The following is a 13,803-nucleotide window of genomic DNA, read 5'->3' on the forward strand; positions in this document are numbered from 1 at the left end:
GTTCTTCGGGCGGACGCCGAAGGGGAGAGGGATCGCGCCAATGACGCCAGCCGAAATCATCATAGATGGGGCGAGGATCCGCTCGCTCGTGCCCGGAGACGACGACCTCGCGCCCCGCTCGATAGCGATCTCGGGCGGGCGGATCCTCGGCGTCGGAGGCCGCGACGAGATCTCCGAGGCCTTCCGCGGATCCCGAACCCGCATCGATGATGCCGGCGGCGCGACCGTCACGCCGGGCCTCATCGACGCGCACATGCACCCCATCCAGGGCGTCGAACTCACGCAGGGGATCGACCTCGGCGGGATTGCGGATCGCCGACAACTGCTCGAGGCGCTGCGCCGCGAGGCCGCCCGCGTCCGCAGGGAGACGAGCGACGGATGGGTGCGCGGCTGGAACCTCGACTACGCCGCCTTCGACGGCGAGACCCTGCGCGCGGAACTGATCGACGAGGCCGTCGACGGGCTCCCAGCGCTGCTCTTCTTCTTCGACTTCCATACGGCGCTCGCGAGCACCGCCGGGCTGCTGCGGGGCGGGATCACCGGGCCGCGCTCCTTCGACGACAGCTCCGAGATCGTCGTCGACGCCTCCGGGCGCCCGACGGGCGAGCTGCGCGAGGACAGCGCCTACCAGCCGCTCCTCGCGACGATGCCCGAGCTCAGCAGGGAGGAGACGCTCGCATCGGCGCGGGCCACCCTCGCGAGGATGCGGCGCTCGGGGCTCACCGGTGGCACGATCATGGACGGCGACTCCGCCACGCTGGATCTGCTCGAGGCGCTCGACGCCACGGGATCGGGGCTGCCCGTGCGCATCGTGAGCGCGATGGACGTGAAGCCCTCGTCGACCCCCTCCGAGCGGGCGACGATCCGCGCGCAGCGGGACCGCGGCGGAGACCGCTGGCGGGGCGGCGTGATCAAGCTCTACGCCGACGGCGTGATCGACACCGGCGCCGGGTGGCTCTACGAGCCAGACGTCGACGGTGCGGGGCTCAGCGGGTTCTGGGGAGACCAGTCCGAGTTCGTCGCCGCCGTGCGGGAGTTCACCGATGCCGGATTCCAGATCGCGACGCACGCGATCGGGGATCGCGCGGTCGGTGAGACCATCACCGCCTACGAGGCCGTCGGCTGCCGGGCCGCCGGCCGGGCGCCGCATCGGATCGAGCACCTCGAGTGCCTCGACCCCCGCGACGTCGCGCGGCTCGCCGAGACCGGCATCACGGCTTCGATGCAGCTCCCGCACATGCAGTGGCGCATCCCCGACGGCAGCGACGAGTGGGCCAGGCGTCTCGGACCCGAGCGTGCGGCGCGCGGGTGGAACGCCGGATCGGTGCTGCGCGCCGGGGCTCCGCTCGCGCTCGGCTCCGACTGGCCCATCGCCGATCTCGACGCCCGCTTCGGTCTCGCCTGGTCGGTGCTCAGGCGCGACCCCCGCGACGCCGACGGTTTCGTGTACGAACCGCACGAGCGGCTCACCCCGGCCGAGGCGCTGCACGGTTACACCCGCGGATCCGCGCTCGCGCAGGGCGACGCCGACCTCGGCGTGATCCGCGAGGGAGCGCGCGCCGACCTCGCGATCTGGGCCGACGACCCCGTCGCGGTCCCAGCCGGGGAGCTCGTCGACCTCCCGGTGCTCGCCACCTACCTCGACGGCGAGCGCGAGGAGCACTCCGCCTGATCCCCGCCCCCGTCGTGCTGCGGGATGCTGCGACCCGCTTCGCTCGCGCACCACGACGGCGAAACGCCCCTCCTGTCACCCTGCGCGAGCGCCTCGCAGGATCCAACCCCGCGGCATCGCTGCCCCCTCTCGAAAGACACCCATGATCCAGAACACCGCACTGGCGATCCTGCCGGTCGTCACCGTCCTTCTCGTCTCAGTGCTGACGAAGCGCGCACTGCTCGGTCTGCTCTCCGGAACGATCGTCGGCGCGATCCTGCTCGGCGGGTGGGGCTTCTTCGACACCCTCGTGGCCACCTTCGGCGCGTCGCTCTCCAACGAGACGGTGCACTGGCTCGCGCTCGTGGTCGTGCTCTTCGGGATCCTGATCGCATACTTCAACGCCTCGGGCGCGGTCTCGGACTTCGCGAGGTGGACCGAGCGCTTCGTGAACTCCCGCCGCAAGTCGCTGCTGCTCACCTGGCTGCTCACGGTCGCGCTCTTCATCGACGACTACCTCAACGCACTCACCGTCGGCACCTCGATGAAGCGTGTCACCGACCGCTACGGCGTGCCGCGCACCCTCGTGGGATCTCTCGTGAAGCTGACCTCGGCCCCGATCGCCGTCATCATCCCCTTCTCGACCTGGGCGGTCTTCTTCGCCGCCCTGCTCGAGCAGGACGGCGTCACGGTGAACGGCTCCGGATTCGGCGCGTACGTGCAGGGCCTCCCGTTCGTCTTCTTCGGCTGGTTCGCGCTCGCGATCGGGCTGCTGCTCGCACTCGGCCTGCTGCCGCTCGTCGGACCGCTGCGCCGCGAGCAGCTGCGCGTCGACCGCACCGGCGACACCCTGCCCGAGGGCCTCACCGAGGAGGAGCGGGCATTCGAGCTCGCGGAGCCCGAGGATGCGGGCAAGCGACCGCTGCCGTTCAACTTCCTGATTCCCATCGTCACGCTCGTCGCCGTGACGATCCTCACCGAGGTGGACATCGTCAAGGGCTCCGCGGCGGCCGTGGTCGTGGCCATCATCCTGTATCTCGCGCAGCGCCGCATGACGATCCGCGACGTCTTCGAGCAGGCGTTCGAGGGCATCATGAGCATGGGATACGTCATGATCCTGTTCGTGCTCGCGTTCATGGTGCAGCAGATGAACATGGACCTGCAGCTCGCTGAATGGGTGATCGGCGCGACCGAGCCGGTGATGCACGGCGCGCTGCTGCCGGCGATCGTGTTCCTCGTCTGCGGCGTCTACGCCTACGCGACCGGGGCGTTCTGGGATCTCGCCGCCGTCATCACGCCGGTCGTGCTGCCGCTCGCGATCGCGGTGGGAGTCGACCCGGTGCTCGCCGGCACGGCGGTCTTCTCGGGTGCGGCCCTCGGGTCGACCACCTGCCTCTACGGCGACGGGATCATCCTCGCCTCGAAGTCGGTCGGCGTCAAACCGCTGAACCTCATGCTGTCGATCCTGCCCTACGCGGGGGCGGCCGCGATCCTCAGCCTCATCGCCTACCTCATCGCGGGCTTCGCGACGGTCGGGTAGCGGGTAGCGCGGGAGCAGGTAGCGGGCGGCGCGGGAGCAGGGCCGGATCCGGGTGTCGGGGGCCGGGTGTCGGGGTCCGGGCAGCCCGATCCGGTGCGCAGAGTGCGCGGACGAGCTCAGCCCAGAGCGGTCGCGGCCTCCTCCGCGACGACGGCCGAGAGCCGGTCGAGCACGGGGGAGCGAAGGTTCCACCTCTGCCAGTAGAGGGGCAGTTCGAAGGGTGATCCCGCCGTCAACTCGACCAGGCGTCCCTCCGCGAGAGCGTCGGCGCACTGCAGGTGGGGCAGCATGCCCCAGCCCAACCCGAGCTCGACCGCGAGGGCGAACTCGGCCGAGGACGGCACGAAGTGGCGCGGCGGATCGATGGCGACCCGGGTGACGCGCTCGATGAAGCGCTGCTGGAACATGTCGTGCCGGTCGAACTCGACGACCGGTGCGGCCTCGAGCGCGGCCGCTGTGACGCCGTGCGGGAAGTGCTCGGCGACGAACTCCGGTGACGCCACCGCGCGGTACCGGTCGACGCCGATGCGGCTCGACGTGCACCCGGGCACCGCCTCGGCGGTCGCCGTGAGCGCGGCCATGACCTCGCCGCTGCGTAGCCGCTCGGTCGATACGGTCTCGTCGGCGCGCAGCACCTCGAACCTCGCGCCCGTCTCGCGGGCCGCGCGCACCAGCGCGGGGACGAACCAGGTCGCCAGCGAATCGGCGTTGACGACGATCGGAATCAGTGTGCCGCCCGCGGGGCCCGCGCCCAGCTCGACCGCGACGTCGTCGAGCACCCGCGCCACCTGTCGCGCGGCCCGGAGCACGGCGGCTCCCGCCTCCGTCGTCTCGACCGGCCGGGTGCGGCGCAGCAGCACCGATCCGACGCGCTGCTCCATCGCGCGCACGCGCTGACTCACGGCGGAGGGCGTGATGTGCAGGCGCCTGGCCGCGCCCTCGAAGCTGCCCTCGTCGGCGATGGCCGCGAAGGTCGCGAGATGCTCGACCGGCAGGTCCATGTGCGCCTCTCCTCATTCTCTGATCCCTCTGCGCAGTGCCCTCCGGTGCCCTGCGCCCTGCTCTTGCTCCTGCGCCCTGCTCCTGCGCGCTGTCCTCTGCGCCTTGCCTCCGGTGCCCTGCGCCCTGCGCCTTGCCTCCTGCGCCCTGTCCTCCGCGCGCTCTGGCCACAACTTCGGATCTCACCCGTCTTTCGGATCGGATCACCGGGATCAGCTCCGAAAGACGGGTGACATCCGAACTATGGGCGACCTCCGTGAGACAGGATGCCCCGCCACGACATGAAGCACAGCTTATGCTCCTTCAGAAACTGTAGCGCTTCTGAAGTGGCGCCCGGAAGCCCCGCGCCCGTAACGTCGACTGCGTGATCCTCCCCCTCCTCGTCGGCGCCGGCAGCGGCCTCTCCCTCATCGTCGCCATCGGCGCCCAGAACGCCTTCGTGCTGCGCCAGGGGATCCGCCGCGAGCACGTGCTGCCCGTCGTGCTCATCTGCGGGCTCACCGACGCGCTGCTCGAGACGCTCGGAGTGGCCGGCATCGGCCTCGTGATCGAGCGGGCGCCGATCCTGCTCGAGATCGTGCGCTGGGGCGGAGTCGTGTTCCTGCTCTGGTACGCGTGGTCTGCGGCGCGCAGGGCCATGCGGCCCGAGGCGCTCGTCGCGGGCGAGGGGGACGCGGGATCGCGAGCCGGAAGCCTGAGGCGCACGATCCTCGCCTGCCTCGCGATCACCTACCTCAACCCGCACGTCTACCTCGACACGATGGTGCTCATGGGGTCGATCGGCAACGCGCAGGGCGACCCCGCCCGCTGGTGGTTCGTGGCGGGCGGCGCGCTCGCGAGCATCGTGTGGTTCTTCGTGCTCGGGTACGGCGCGCGGGCGCTCACCCGCTTCTTCGCGACGCCGCGGTCGTGGCAGGTGCTCGACTGGATCGTGGCCGTGATCATGCTGGTCATCGCGGCCAGGCTCGTCTTCGGCGGGGTGGGAGTGTAAGGGGCGGGCCTACGCGTATCCTCGCGCACCGATCGACGTAGCAGCACCTCGTTTCGCGTGAAGAAGGTGCTCGAAGGTCGATAGGTGCCGTTGGGATGCAGGGGAGGCGAGGGGTGGGGCGGCTCGGGAGCGCCGCGATCCGATCCGCCTAGTCCTCCGCGAGCGCGGCGAGCAGCGCGTCGACGTCCTCGGGGCGCGTATCGAACGCGCACATGAGCCGGTAGAGCCCAGGCTCCGTGGGCCACGCGCCGAAGGCGAACCGCTGCCGCGCCCGCTCGGCCGCCTCGGCGGGGAGCGTCGCGAACACGGAGTTCACCTCGACGGGGTGCGCGATCCCGATCCCCGATCCCTCGGTCGCGAGCCCCTCGAGCCCCGCCGCGAGCCGTGCCGCCATCGCGTTCGCGTGTCTCGCCGAGCGCAGCCACAGGTCGCCCTCGTACAGCGCCAGTAGCTGCGCCGACACGAAGCGCATCTTCGACGCGAGCTGCAGGTTCATCTTGCGCAGATAGGGCAGGCCGGGGGCGGATCCGGATCGCAGCACCACCACGGCCTCCGCGCCGAGCAGTCCGTTCTTCGTGCCGCCCAGGCTCAGCAGATCGACTCCGACGTCGCTCGTGAGCTGTCGCAGTGACAAATCAAGCGCCGCGGCGGCGTTGCCGATCCGCGAGCCGTCGAGGTGCAGCACCATGCCGTGCTCGTGCGCCTGGTCGGCGAGCGCCCGGATCTCGTCGGGCGTGTAGCAGGTGCCCAGCTCGGTCGACTGCGTGATCGAGACCGCCAGCGGTTCGGCGCGGTGCTCGTTGCCCCAGCCCCACGCCTCGCGCGCCACGAGCTCGGGTGTGAGTTTGCCGCCGGGCGCCTCGACCGGCAGCAGCTTGAGCCCGCCGGTCTTCTCGGGCGCACCCGTCTCGTCGGTGTTGATGTGCGCCGTGCTCGCGCAGATCACCGCGCCCCAGCGGGGCAGCGCCGCCTGCAGGGCGAGCACGTTCGCACCGGTGCCGCTCAGCACCGGGAACGCCTCGGCGTCCTCGCCGAAGAGCGTCTTCGCGAGCCGCTGGAAGCGCGCGGTCCAGGGGTCGCCGCCGTACGCGGGCGCGTGGCCCGTGTTGGCCCGGGCGATCGCGTCGAGCACTTCGGGGTGCACGCCGGCCCAGTTGTCGGAGGCGAAGGCGGGGGTGGTATCGACGGTCACCGGTTCAGCTTATGCCCGCTCTTGCCTCTTATGCCCGCTCTTGCCTCCCCAAGTAGGAGATCGCGATCCGGGGAGGAGGAAATCCGCGATCTCGCCCGCTTGGAACAGGATCTCCTACCGGAGCGTGGACTGGTCGCTTCGCGGGGCGTGGCGTGGGACTGGTCGCGGCGCGGGGCGGTGCATCCACCGATCGGTGGATGCACCGCCCCGCGAAGATCCCTCCACCGGTCGCTGCCCGAGCCCGGCCTCGCCCTCCAGACTGGCAGTATGAATCAGCATCTGAACCGAGAGCGCTCATCCGAGGCGATCAGGGTGCGTGGGCTCGCGAAGCGGTATCGGGAGCAGACCGTGCTCGCGGGCATCGACCTCGACATCGCGGCGGGCGAGACCTACGCCCTGCTCGGCCCGAACGGCGCCGGCAAGAGCACCACTATCGAGATCCTCGAGGGGATCAGGCGCCCCGACTCGGGCGAGGTCAGCGTGCTGGGCGAGGCGCCGCTGAGCGCGCCCCGGTCGTGGCGGTCGAGGATCGGCATCGTCGCGCAGAACACAGGCGATCTTGGCCCGTACACGCCCCGCGAGCTCATCGCGCACTTCGGCGCGCTGTACCCCGATCCGCGCGGCACCGACGAGGTGCTCGAACTGGTCGGGCTTACTGAGCACGCCGGCAAGCGGGCGACGAAGCTCTCGGGCGGGCAGCAGCGGCGGCTCGATGTGGCGCTCGGGATTGTCGGGCGGCCCGAGCTGCTGTTCCTCGACGAGCCGACCACCGGCTTCGACCCCGAGGCGCGGCGCCGATTCTGGGACATGCTCGCGGGCCTCACCGGGGAGGGCACCGCGATCCTGCTCACCACCCACTACCTCGATGAGGCGGCGCACCTCGCCGACCGCGTCGGGGTGCTCTCGGGCGGGCGGATCGTGGCCGAGGCACCGCCGGCCGAACTCGGCGGTGCGGGGGCGCGCGTGCCCGAGGTGGTGTGGCGCGACGCGTCAGGGGTCCGTCGCCGTGAGCGCACCGAGGCGCCGGGCCGACTCGTGGCGCGGCTCTGCGAGGAGGCCGCGGCGGCGGGGATGCCGGGCGGGGAGCCCGCCGACCTCGAGGTGCGGCGACCGTCGCTCGAGCAGATCTATCTGGGGCTCATCGAGCGCTCCCAGCACGATGCGGGTGAGGAGCCGCCGGGAGATCGGAGCGACCGGCCGCAGCACCCCGCGCAGGAGCAGCCGAGCGCCAGATCTCAGGGCAAGGCCCCATCGACCACGAACGGAGCGGAACGATGACCATCCCAGCAACCGCCACCGCCGACGCAGCGTCGCTCGCGGCGGGCGATCCGCGATCCCCCCGACGCTCCGGCGCCCCCGGCGTGCTGCGGGCCGGCCTCGCGTCGATCTCGCTCGAACTGCGCGCCTACTACCGCGCGCCGGATACCGTCTTCTTCACCTTCCTCTTCCCCATCATGATGCTGGGCATCTTCGGCGTCGCCTTCGAGTCGATGGGGGAGATCGCCCCCGGAGTCACGATGGCCGCGTACTACCTGCCCGGCATGGTCGCGGCCGGTGTGCTGCTCACGGGTGTGCAGAACCTCGCGGTCGATATCGCGCGCGAGAAGGGCGAGGGATGGCTGCGGCGGCTCGGAGGCACGCCCATCTCGCCGGTGTCGTACTTCATCGGCAAGGCCGGCATGATCCTGCTCACGTCGCTCGCGCAGCTCGCGCTGCTGCTCGCCTTCGCGGCGCTCGTGCTGGGCGTCGAACTGCCCTCGGAGCCGGAGCTGTGGCTGCGTTTCGCATGGCTGTTCCTGCTCGGGATCGCGACCATGACGCTGCTCGGGATCGCGCTCTCGGCGGTACCGCGCTCGTCGCGCAGCGCGACCGCCGTGGTGCTGCCCATCGTGCTGCTGCTGCAGTTCATCTCGGGCGTGTACCTGCAGTTCACGATGCTGCCGGAGTGGCTGCAGAACATCGCGTCGGTGTTCCCGCTGAAGTGGCTCGCGCAGGGAATGCGCTCGGTGTTCCTGCCCGAGAGCTTCGCTGCGACGGAGCCCTCGGGGAGCTGGGATCTCGGCCTCGTCGCCCTGCTGCTCGCCGCGTGGCTCGTGGTGGGACTGGTGCTCAGCCTCCTCACCTTCAAGTGGCAGCGGCGCACGTGAGCCGAGGGCGGTCGGGTCTGGGCTCTGGGCTCTGGGCTCTGGGCTCTGCAGATTCTCGCCGCGGTCATGAATGTCACAGGGGCATGAGAAAGTGAATCCATGAACACGCAGCGCGAGCAGACGACCGCCGACAGGCCCGCGGGCTCCGTCGTGCTGTGGTGGGACCTCGGCGTCGCGATGATGCTCGCCGTGCTGGTGCTGATGGCGCAGTTCCTGGTGCACGACCCTTCCCCGCTGTGGGCGGGCGATACGCAGGTGGCGGCGCGCCGCGGCCTGCTGCTGGCGCCGCTCGCCGGGTTCGCCGTTCTGTATTGCGTCGTCGGGCGCACGGCGCTGCGGCGGGCGATACTCGACGAGGCCGTCGGCGCTCCGGGCACGGTGTTCCGGTGGCTGCTGCTCGTCGCGATCGGCTGGGCGGTCTTCACGGAGCCGATGTTCGCGCTGCTGCAGGCGCTCGCATATCCGATGGTGTGGACCCTCGTCGCCCGCTACCGCGATGCGGTGCTGTGGAGCGCCGGCGTCGCGGTGACCGTGGGCGCGTCGATGTTCGCGGGGATCGCGGTCGTCAGCCCCGGGGCAGGGCTGCTCAGTGCGATGTTCTCGGGCCCGTTGTCGTTCGTGTTCGCGGTCGTGATGGGCACGTGGATCACGCGGATCTTCGCCCAGGGCGAGCGATACCGCGAGTTGGCGGAGCGCCTGCGCGCCTCGCAGGCGGAGGTCGCCGAGCTGTCGCAGGAGGCGGGCGCGTCGGCTGAGCGAGAGCGGTTGTCGCGCGAACTGCACGACACGCTGACGCAGACGCTGGCCGGCCTCGTGATGCTGAGCGAGCAGGCTGATCGTGCGCTCGCCGCGGGAGACACGGCTCGGGCGCGGGATCGCCTCGCCCGGGTGGACTCGGCGGCCCGGGAGGCTGTGGGTGAGGCTCGGGCCCTGGTCGCGACCACGCAGCCGCTCGGCGACGGCGGGCTCGAGGCTGCGATCTCGCGTGTGGTGGGCCGGCTGCGGGCCGACACCGGTCTCGACGTGGAGTGCGAACTCGAGCCCGTGCAGCTGGATCGAGAGCGGCAGGTCGTGCTGCTGCGCGCGGCGCAGGAGGGGCTGGCGAACGCGCGCAGGCATGCGCATGCGTCGAGGGTGCTGGTGCGTCTCGAGGCGCAGCCGGGAGGCGGTGCACTGCTGCGTGTGGACGACGACGGCGTGGGGCCTCCGGGTGCGGCGGCTTCGGCGGGTGAGGAAGGCCTCGCCGAAGCGCAGAGGTTCCAGGCGGCCAGGGGTTCGGCGACCGCCGGGTTCGGGCTCAGCGGTCTCGCCGACCGGGTGCGCGGGGTCGGCGGTGCGGTCGCGTTCGGGGAGTCGCCGCTCGGCGGCGCGCGCCTCGAGGTGAGGATCGATGCCGGTGCCGAGGCGCAGCACGGGGAGCAGGGTGCGGCCCGGCCCGGGGCTCAGAATGAGGTTCCGCCCGGGGCTCAGAATGAGGCTCGGCCCGGCATGCAGGGTGCGGCCCGGCCCGGAGCTCAGGATGAGGTTCCGCCCGGGGCTCAGAATGAGGCTCGGCCCGGGGCGCAGGGCGAGGCGCGGCGCGGCATGCAGGGCGAGGCGCAGCCCGGGGTGCAGGGCGCGGCCCAGCAGAGAGGCGGGGCATCATGATCCGAGTGATGGTGGTCGACGACCACCCCATCGTGCGTGCGGGCATCGTGGGGTTGCTCGATACCGAGCCCGACTTCGAGGTGGTCGCGGAGGCCTCGTCGGGTGAGGAGGCGCTGGAGCTCGTGGGCGAAGCTCAGCCCGATGTCGTGCTCATGGACCTGCGCATGCCGGGCATGGGTGGAGTCGAGGCGACCCGCCTGATCGCGGAGCACCGCGGGTCCGCCCCGGGCCGGGAGCCCTCCGAGGGCGGTGGATCTGAAGGCGGTCCCGCGGCCGCCGATGGTCAGGGTGCGGCGAGTGGTCACGGTTCGGCGAGTGGGCACGGATCCGCAGCCGATCGCCCGGTGCGGGTGCTCGTGTTCACGACGTACGAGGACGACGACCAGATTCTCGCGGCGATCGAGGCGGGCGCCGGAGGGTACCTCGTGAAGGCCGCTCCCGCGGAGGAGCTGGCGGCGGGGGTGCGCGCGGTGGCCGCCGGGCAGACGGTGCTCGCCCCCTCGGTCGCGGCGGCTCTGGCGCTCGCCGCCCGCGGGACCGCGCGCGAGCGGGACCGGGGAGAGCCTGACGGGGGAGAGGGGCTTGGGGCCGGCGACTCAGGCGGTGACCCCCAGCCGCGCCTGACGGCTCGGGAAGCCGAGATCCTCGGGCTCGTGGCCGAGGGCCTGAGCAACCCGGCGATCGCGCAGCGCCTGTTCATCGGGGAGTCGACCGTGAAGACGCACCTGCTGCACGTCTTCGAGAAGCTCGGGGTCTCCGACCGCACCCGTGCGGTGATCCGCGCCATGGAGCTCGGGGTGATCTGAGAGTACCTGTGGATAATTACACCGATGTAATTCACCCCTGTGGAAAGCCGGGAGGGGCGTGATTTCGCGGTAAAACGGGTACCGGGGCGGGCCTGCCGCCGATCCGGGCGCCCTGTTCCCCACAGTGCACACCCTTGCCTGTGGATAATTACACCGGTGTAATTCGCTCCTGGTATTGCAGAGTCGTTGTCCTGCCCACCGCCGACGTAGACCTCTCGCACGGTTGTAGACCTCCCGGACCGCGCGAGAGATCTACAACTGTGCGGGAGGTCTACAGCGGTGAACGGATCCTGCGACTCCTCCGTCGCGCAGGATGACGAGGGCGCGCAGGGTGGCGGGAGTGCGGGGTGGCGGGAGTGCGGTTATGCCTACGCCTCGAGCTGCGCCCGGAGCGGCGGGTTCGCTCCGGCGACCGAGACCGCGATCGCCGCCGCGTGGGCGGCGCGATCCAGCACCTCGGGCAGCGTTGCGGTCACCTTGGCGAGGCCGCGCTCGAGCAGACTCGACGCGAGACTCGCCATGAACGAGTCCCCGGCGCTGATCGTATCGACCACCTTGATCGGACGCGCCGGCACGTGCACCGTGCCCGCCGAGGATGAGGCCAGCGCTCCCTCGCCCCCGAGCGTGATCACGGCGACGCTCGGCCCGAGCCGTCGCACTCGCTCGGCGATCTCCTCGAGGGGGAAGGTCGGGTAGAGCCATTCGGCGTCCTCATCGCTGAGCTTCACGAGGTCGGCCGTCGCGGCCGCGCGCTCGAATCGGCGCAGCGCCTCGGCGTGACCGCCGAGCAGCGAGGGCCGGATGTTCGGGTCGAGCGTGACGAGGGCGGAACCCGCGAGACTCTCGAGCAGTTCGAGCACCTGCGATCCGCCCGGTTCCAGGAAGAGCGCGATCGACCCCGTGTGCACGAGGGCCACGGGGCCCGGATCGCACGGCTGCAACCGCCAGTCGATGTCGAAGGTGTACTCCGCGCTGCCGTCGGCCGAGATCCGGGCGCGCGCCGTCGAGGTGGCGCCGTCGCCCCGGCTCTGCTTCAGCAGTTCGACCCCCTCTCGCCCGAGTGCGTCCGCGATCCGGCGGGCGCGCTCGTCGGCGCCGAGTCGCGTGAGCAGCCGAACGGGGTGCTCCAGGCGCGCGAGGCCGATGGCGACGTTGGCGGGGCTGCCGCCGACGTGCTCCTCGACGGCCCCGTCGTGTTCCACGATGTCGATGAGGGCCTCGCCGACCACGAGGGCGGCGGGTCCGCGGGCCGTTCGATCCGTCATTCCGCGACCTCGGAGATGATCAGGCGCCGGATCATCGCGCCGCTGCCGCTGCCGCTGCCGCTGGCGACCCGCATGGTCGGCGCCCGCAGCACGCCGACGAGGTCGGTCAGCACTCGTGCCCCGCCCTCGGCGTAGATCTCCACCGAGCTCTCGTCGAGCCACAGGGTGAGGCTGAGCTCGGAGTCCGCCGCGACCGGCATCCGCTGCACGCTCGCGAACCCCTCGGGGAAGCCGGCGGAGGATCCGCGGCGGTCGCAGCTGAGCTGCTGCGCCGCGACGTCGTAGGAGATCTCGAGCGCGCGATCCTCGTCCCCCTCCAGGCGGATCGAGAAACCCGCAGTATCGCGAAGGGCGACGGCGAGCTCGACGCGCTGCCCGACCGGGGTGGGGATCGAGACGGGAGTCGACACCTCGAGATCCTCGAAGCGGGCGACCTCGCGCACCGCGGGTGCGACCGGGGTCTGGCGCAGCCGCGGGCGAGCGTCGCCGGCCACGAGCGACAGTCGGCGCGGCAGCGTGAACCGCCCGCGTGCGGGGCGCTCGGGGTCGACCGGGAAGACGCGAGCGTAGTCCCAGTTGCTCATCCAGGCGATCAGGGTGCGGCGATCCTCGGGCAGCCCGGCGAAACTCACGCCGGCGTAGCAGTCGCGGCCGTAGTCGAGCCAGTCGAGCGAGCGCATGCCGGCCTCGTCGTCGGGCAGGACCTCGGGGAAGCGCTCGTGCGGGGTGAACACCCGGCCGTCGAAATCGCCGACGAAGTACTGCGTGCCCGAGCCGCCGGCGATCCCGCCCGGATTGAGGCTCACGAGCAGCACCCAGTGGGTCTCGTCCGTGCCCTCGACTCGCAGCGGGAACAGATCCGGGCACTCCCAGACCCCGCCGACGGCGCCCTGCGGGCCGAACGACGACAGGTGCGTCCAGGTCAGCAGGTCGTCCGAGCGGTAGAACAGCACCTGGCGATCCTCGGCCTCCACGGCCAGCATCACCCAGTACGACTCCTCGCGGCCCTCCCAGCGGATCACCTTCGGGTCGCGGAAGTGCGCCGACGACCGATCCAGCACCGGGTTGCCCGCGTACTTGGTCCACGTCATGCCGTCGTCCAGGCTGAACGCGAGGGACTGCGCCTCGTGATCGCGATCCCTCGCCTCCGAGGTGTAGATCGCGATGAGCGCGGGATCCGCGACCGTGCCGAGGCCGGAGGTGTTCTCGGCGTCGACGACGATCGAACCCGAGAAGATCTCCTCGGCCTCGTCGAACTCGATCGCGACCGGGTGCTCCTCCCAGTGGACCAGGTCGGGGCTCGACGCGTGCCCCCAGCTCATATTGCGGTGGTCGATGCCGATCGGATTGTGCTGGAAGTAGAGGTGATAGCGGCCCTTGTGGAAGACCAGGCCGTTCGGATCGTTCGTCCAGTTGCGACGGGGAGCGAAGTGCAGGCTGTTCATGTCTCCGGGTTCTGGATCGGGCGTTTGGAGGAGCGAGCCGACTTCTACTGCACGCGAAGAGACCCCCGCCGGCGTGCGCCTGAGCGCGGCGCGGGCGGGAGTCTCCGTCGCGGTGGTGAG

General features: G+C 71.3%; 11 protein-coding genes. 7 read left to right on the forward strand and 4 right to left on the reverse strand.

The window, feature by feature from the left end; genetic code table 11:
• Nucleotides 1–40: 40 nt before the first annotated feature.
• Both KVY00_RS10135 and KVY00_RS10140 read left to right on the forward strand, forming a co-directional pair.
• Nucleotides 41–1,672, forward strand: a complete 1,632-nt coding sequence (locus KVY00_RS10135; RefSeq protein ID WP_223042848.1) for an amidohydrolase — start codon at nt 41–43, stop codon at nt 1,670–1,672.
• A gap of 142 nt (nt 1,673–1,814) precedes the next feature.
• Nucleotides 1,815–3,191, forward strand: a complete 1,377-nt coding sequence (locus KVY00_RS10140) for a TRAP transporter large permease subunit (protein WP_223042849.1) — start codon at nt 1,815–1,817, stop codon at nt 3,189–3,191.
• A 116-nt stretch (nt 3,192–3,307) separates the two neighbouring features.
• Here the strand turns inward: KVY00_RS10140 and KVY00_RS10145 are convergent, their stop codons facing one another.
• On the reverse strand, nt 3,308–4,192 hold the full coding sequence (locus tag KVY00_RS10145; protein WP_223042850.1) for a LysR family transcriptional regulator ArgP: 885 nt from the start codon (nt 4,190–4,192) through the stop codon (nt 3,308–3,310).
• 362 nt (nt 4,193–4,554) lie between these two features.
• Between KVY00_RS10145 and KVY00_RS10150 the strand changes: the two genes are divergently transcribed.
• Entirely contained in the window at nt 4,555–5,181 is a 627-nt protein-coding gene (locus tag KVY00_RS10150) for a LysE/ArgO family amino acid transporter (RefSeq protein ID WP_223042851.1), read from the forward strand.
• Between the two features lie 148 nt (nt 5,182–5,329).
• On the opposite strand, the gene KVY00_RS10155 is transcribed toward KVY00_RS10150, so the two are convergent.
• Nucleotides 5,330–6,373 carry a threonine aldolase family protein gene (locus tag KVY00_RS10155; RefSeq protein ID WP_223042852.1) on the reverse strand — a complete coding sequence of 348 codons (1,044 nt, stop codon included), beginning with the start codon at nt 6,371–6,373 and terminating at the stop codon, nt 5,330–5,332.
• 267 nt (nt 6,374–6,640) lie between these two features.
• Between KVY00_RS10155 and KVY00_RS10160 the strand changes: the two genes are divergently transcribed.
• From KVY00_RS10160 to KVY00_RS10175, 4 genes are all read left to right on the forward strand, one after another.
• The gene (locus KVY00_RS10160; RefSeq protein WP_223042853.1) at nt 6,641–7,651 is read left to right on the forward strand and encodes an ABC transporter ATP-binding protein; all 1,011 of its coding nucleotides are present in this window, start codon (nt 6,641–6,643) and stop codon (nt 7,649–7,651) included.
• Complete coding sequence (locus tag KVY00_RS10165) at nt 7,648–8,520, forward strand: ABC transporter permease (RefSeq protein ID WP_255572591.1); 873 nt, start codon at nt 7,648–7,650, stop codon at nt 8,518–8,520. Before KVY00_RS10160 ends, KVY00_RS10165 begins: the two co-directional genes overlap by 4 nt.
• A 99-nt stretch (nt 8,521–8,619) precedes the next feature.
• The gene (locus KVY00_RS10170; RefSeq protein WP_223042854.1) at nt 8,620–10,167 is read left to right on the forward strand and encodes a sensor histidine kinase; all 1,548 of its coding nucleotides are present in this window, start codon (nt 8,620–8,622) and stop codon (nt 10,165–10,167) included.
• A complete protein-coding gene (locus KVY00_RS10175; protein WP_255572592.1) occupies nt 10,164–10,973 on the forward strand; it encodes a response regulator in 810 nt (269 codons plus the stop codon). The genes KVY00_RS10170 and KVY00_RS10175 overlap by 4 nt, the downstream gene beginning before the upstream one ends.
• A gap of 368 nt (nt 10,974–11,341) precedes the next feature.
• Here KVY00_RS10175 and KVY00_RS10180 read toward each other — a convergent pair whose 3' ends face one another.
• Both KVY00_RS10180 and KVY00_RS10185 read right to left on the reverse strand, forming a co-directional pair.
• Complete coding sequence (locus tag KVY00_RS10180) at nt 11,342–12,238, reverse strand: carbohydrate kinase family protein (RefSeq protein WP_223042855.1); 897 nt, start codon at nt 12,236–12,238, stop codon at nt 11,342–11,344.
• Nucleotides 12,235–13,683: a glycoside hydrolase family 32 protein gene (locus KVY00_RS10185; RefSeq protein ID WP_223042856.1), complete on the reverse strand. Its 1,449-nt coding sequence runs from the start codon at nt 13,681–13,683 to the stop codon at nt 12,235–12,237. The genes KVY00_RS10180 and KVY00_RS10185 overlap by 4 nt, the downstream gene beginning before the upstream one ends.
• Nucleotides 13,684–13,803 lie beyond the last annotated feature (120 nt).

Source organism: Leucobacter tenebrionis (assembly GCF_019884725.1).
GTDB lineage: Bacteria > Actinomycetota > Actinomycetes > Actinomycetales > Microbacteriaceae > Leucobacter > Leucobacter tenebrionis.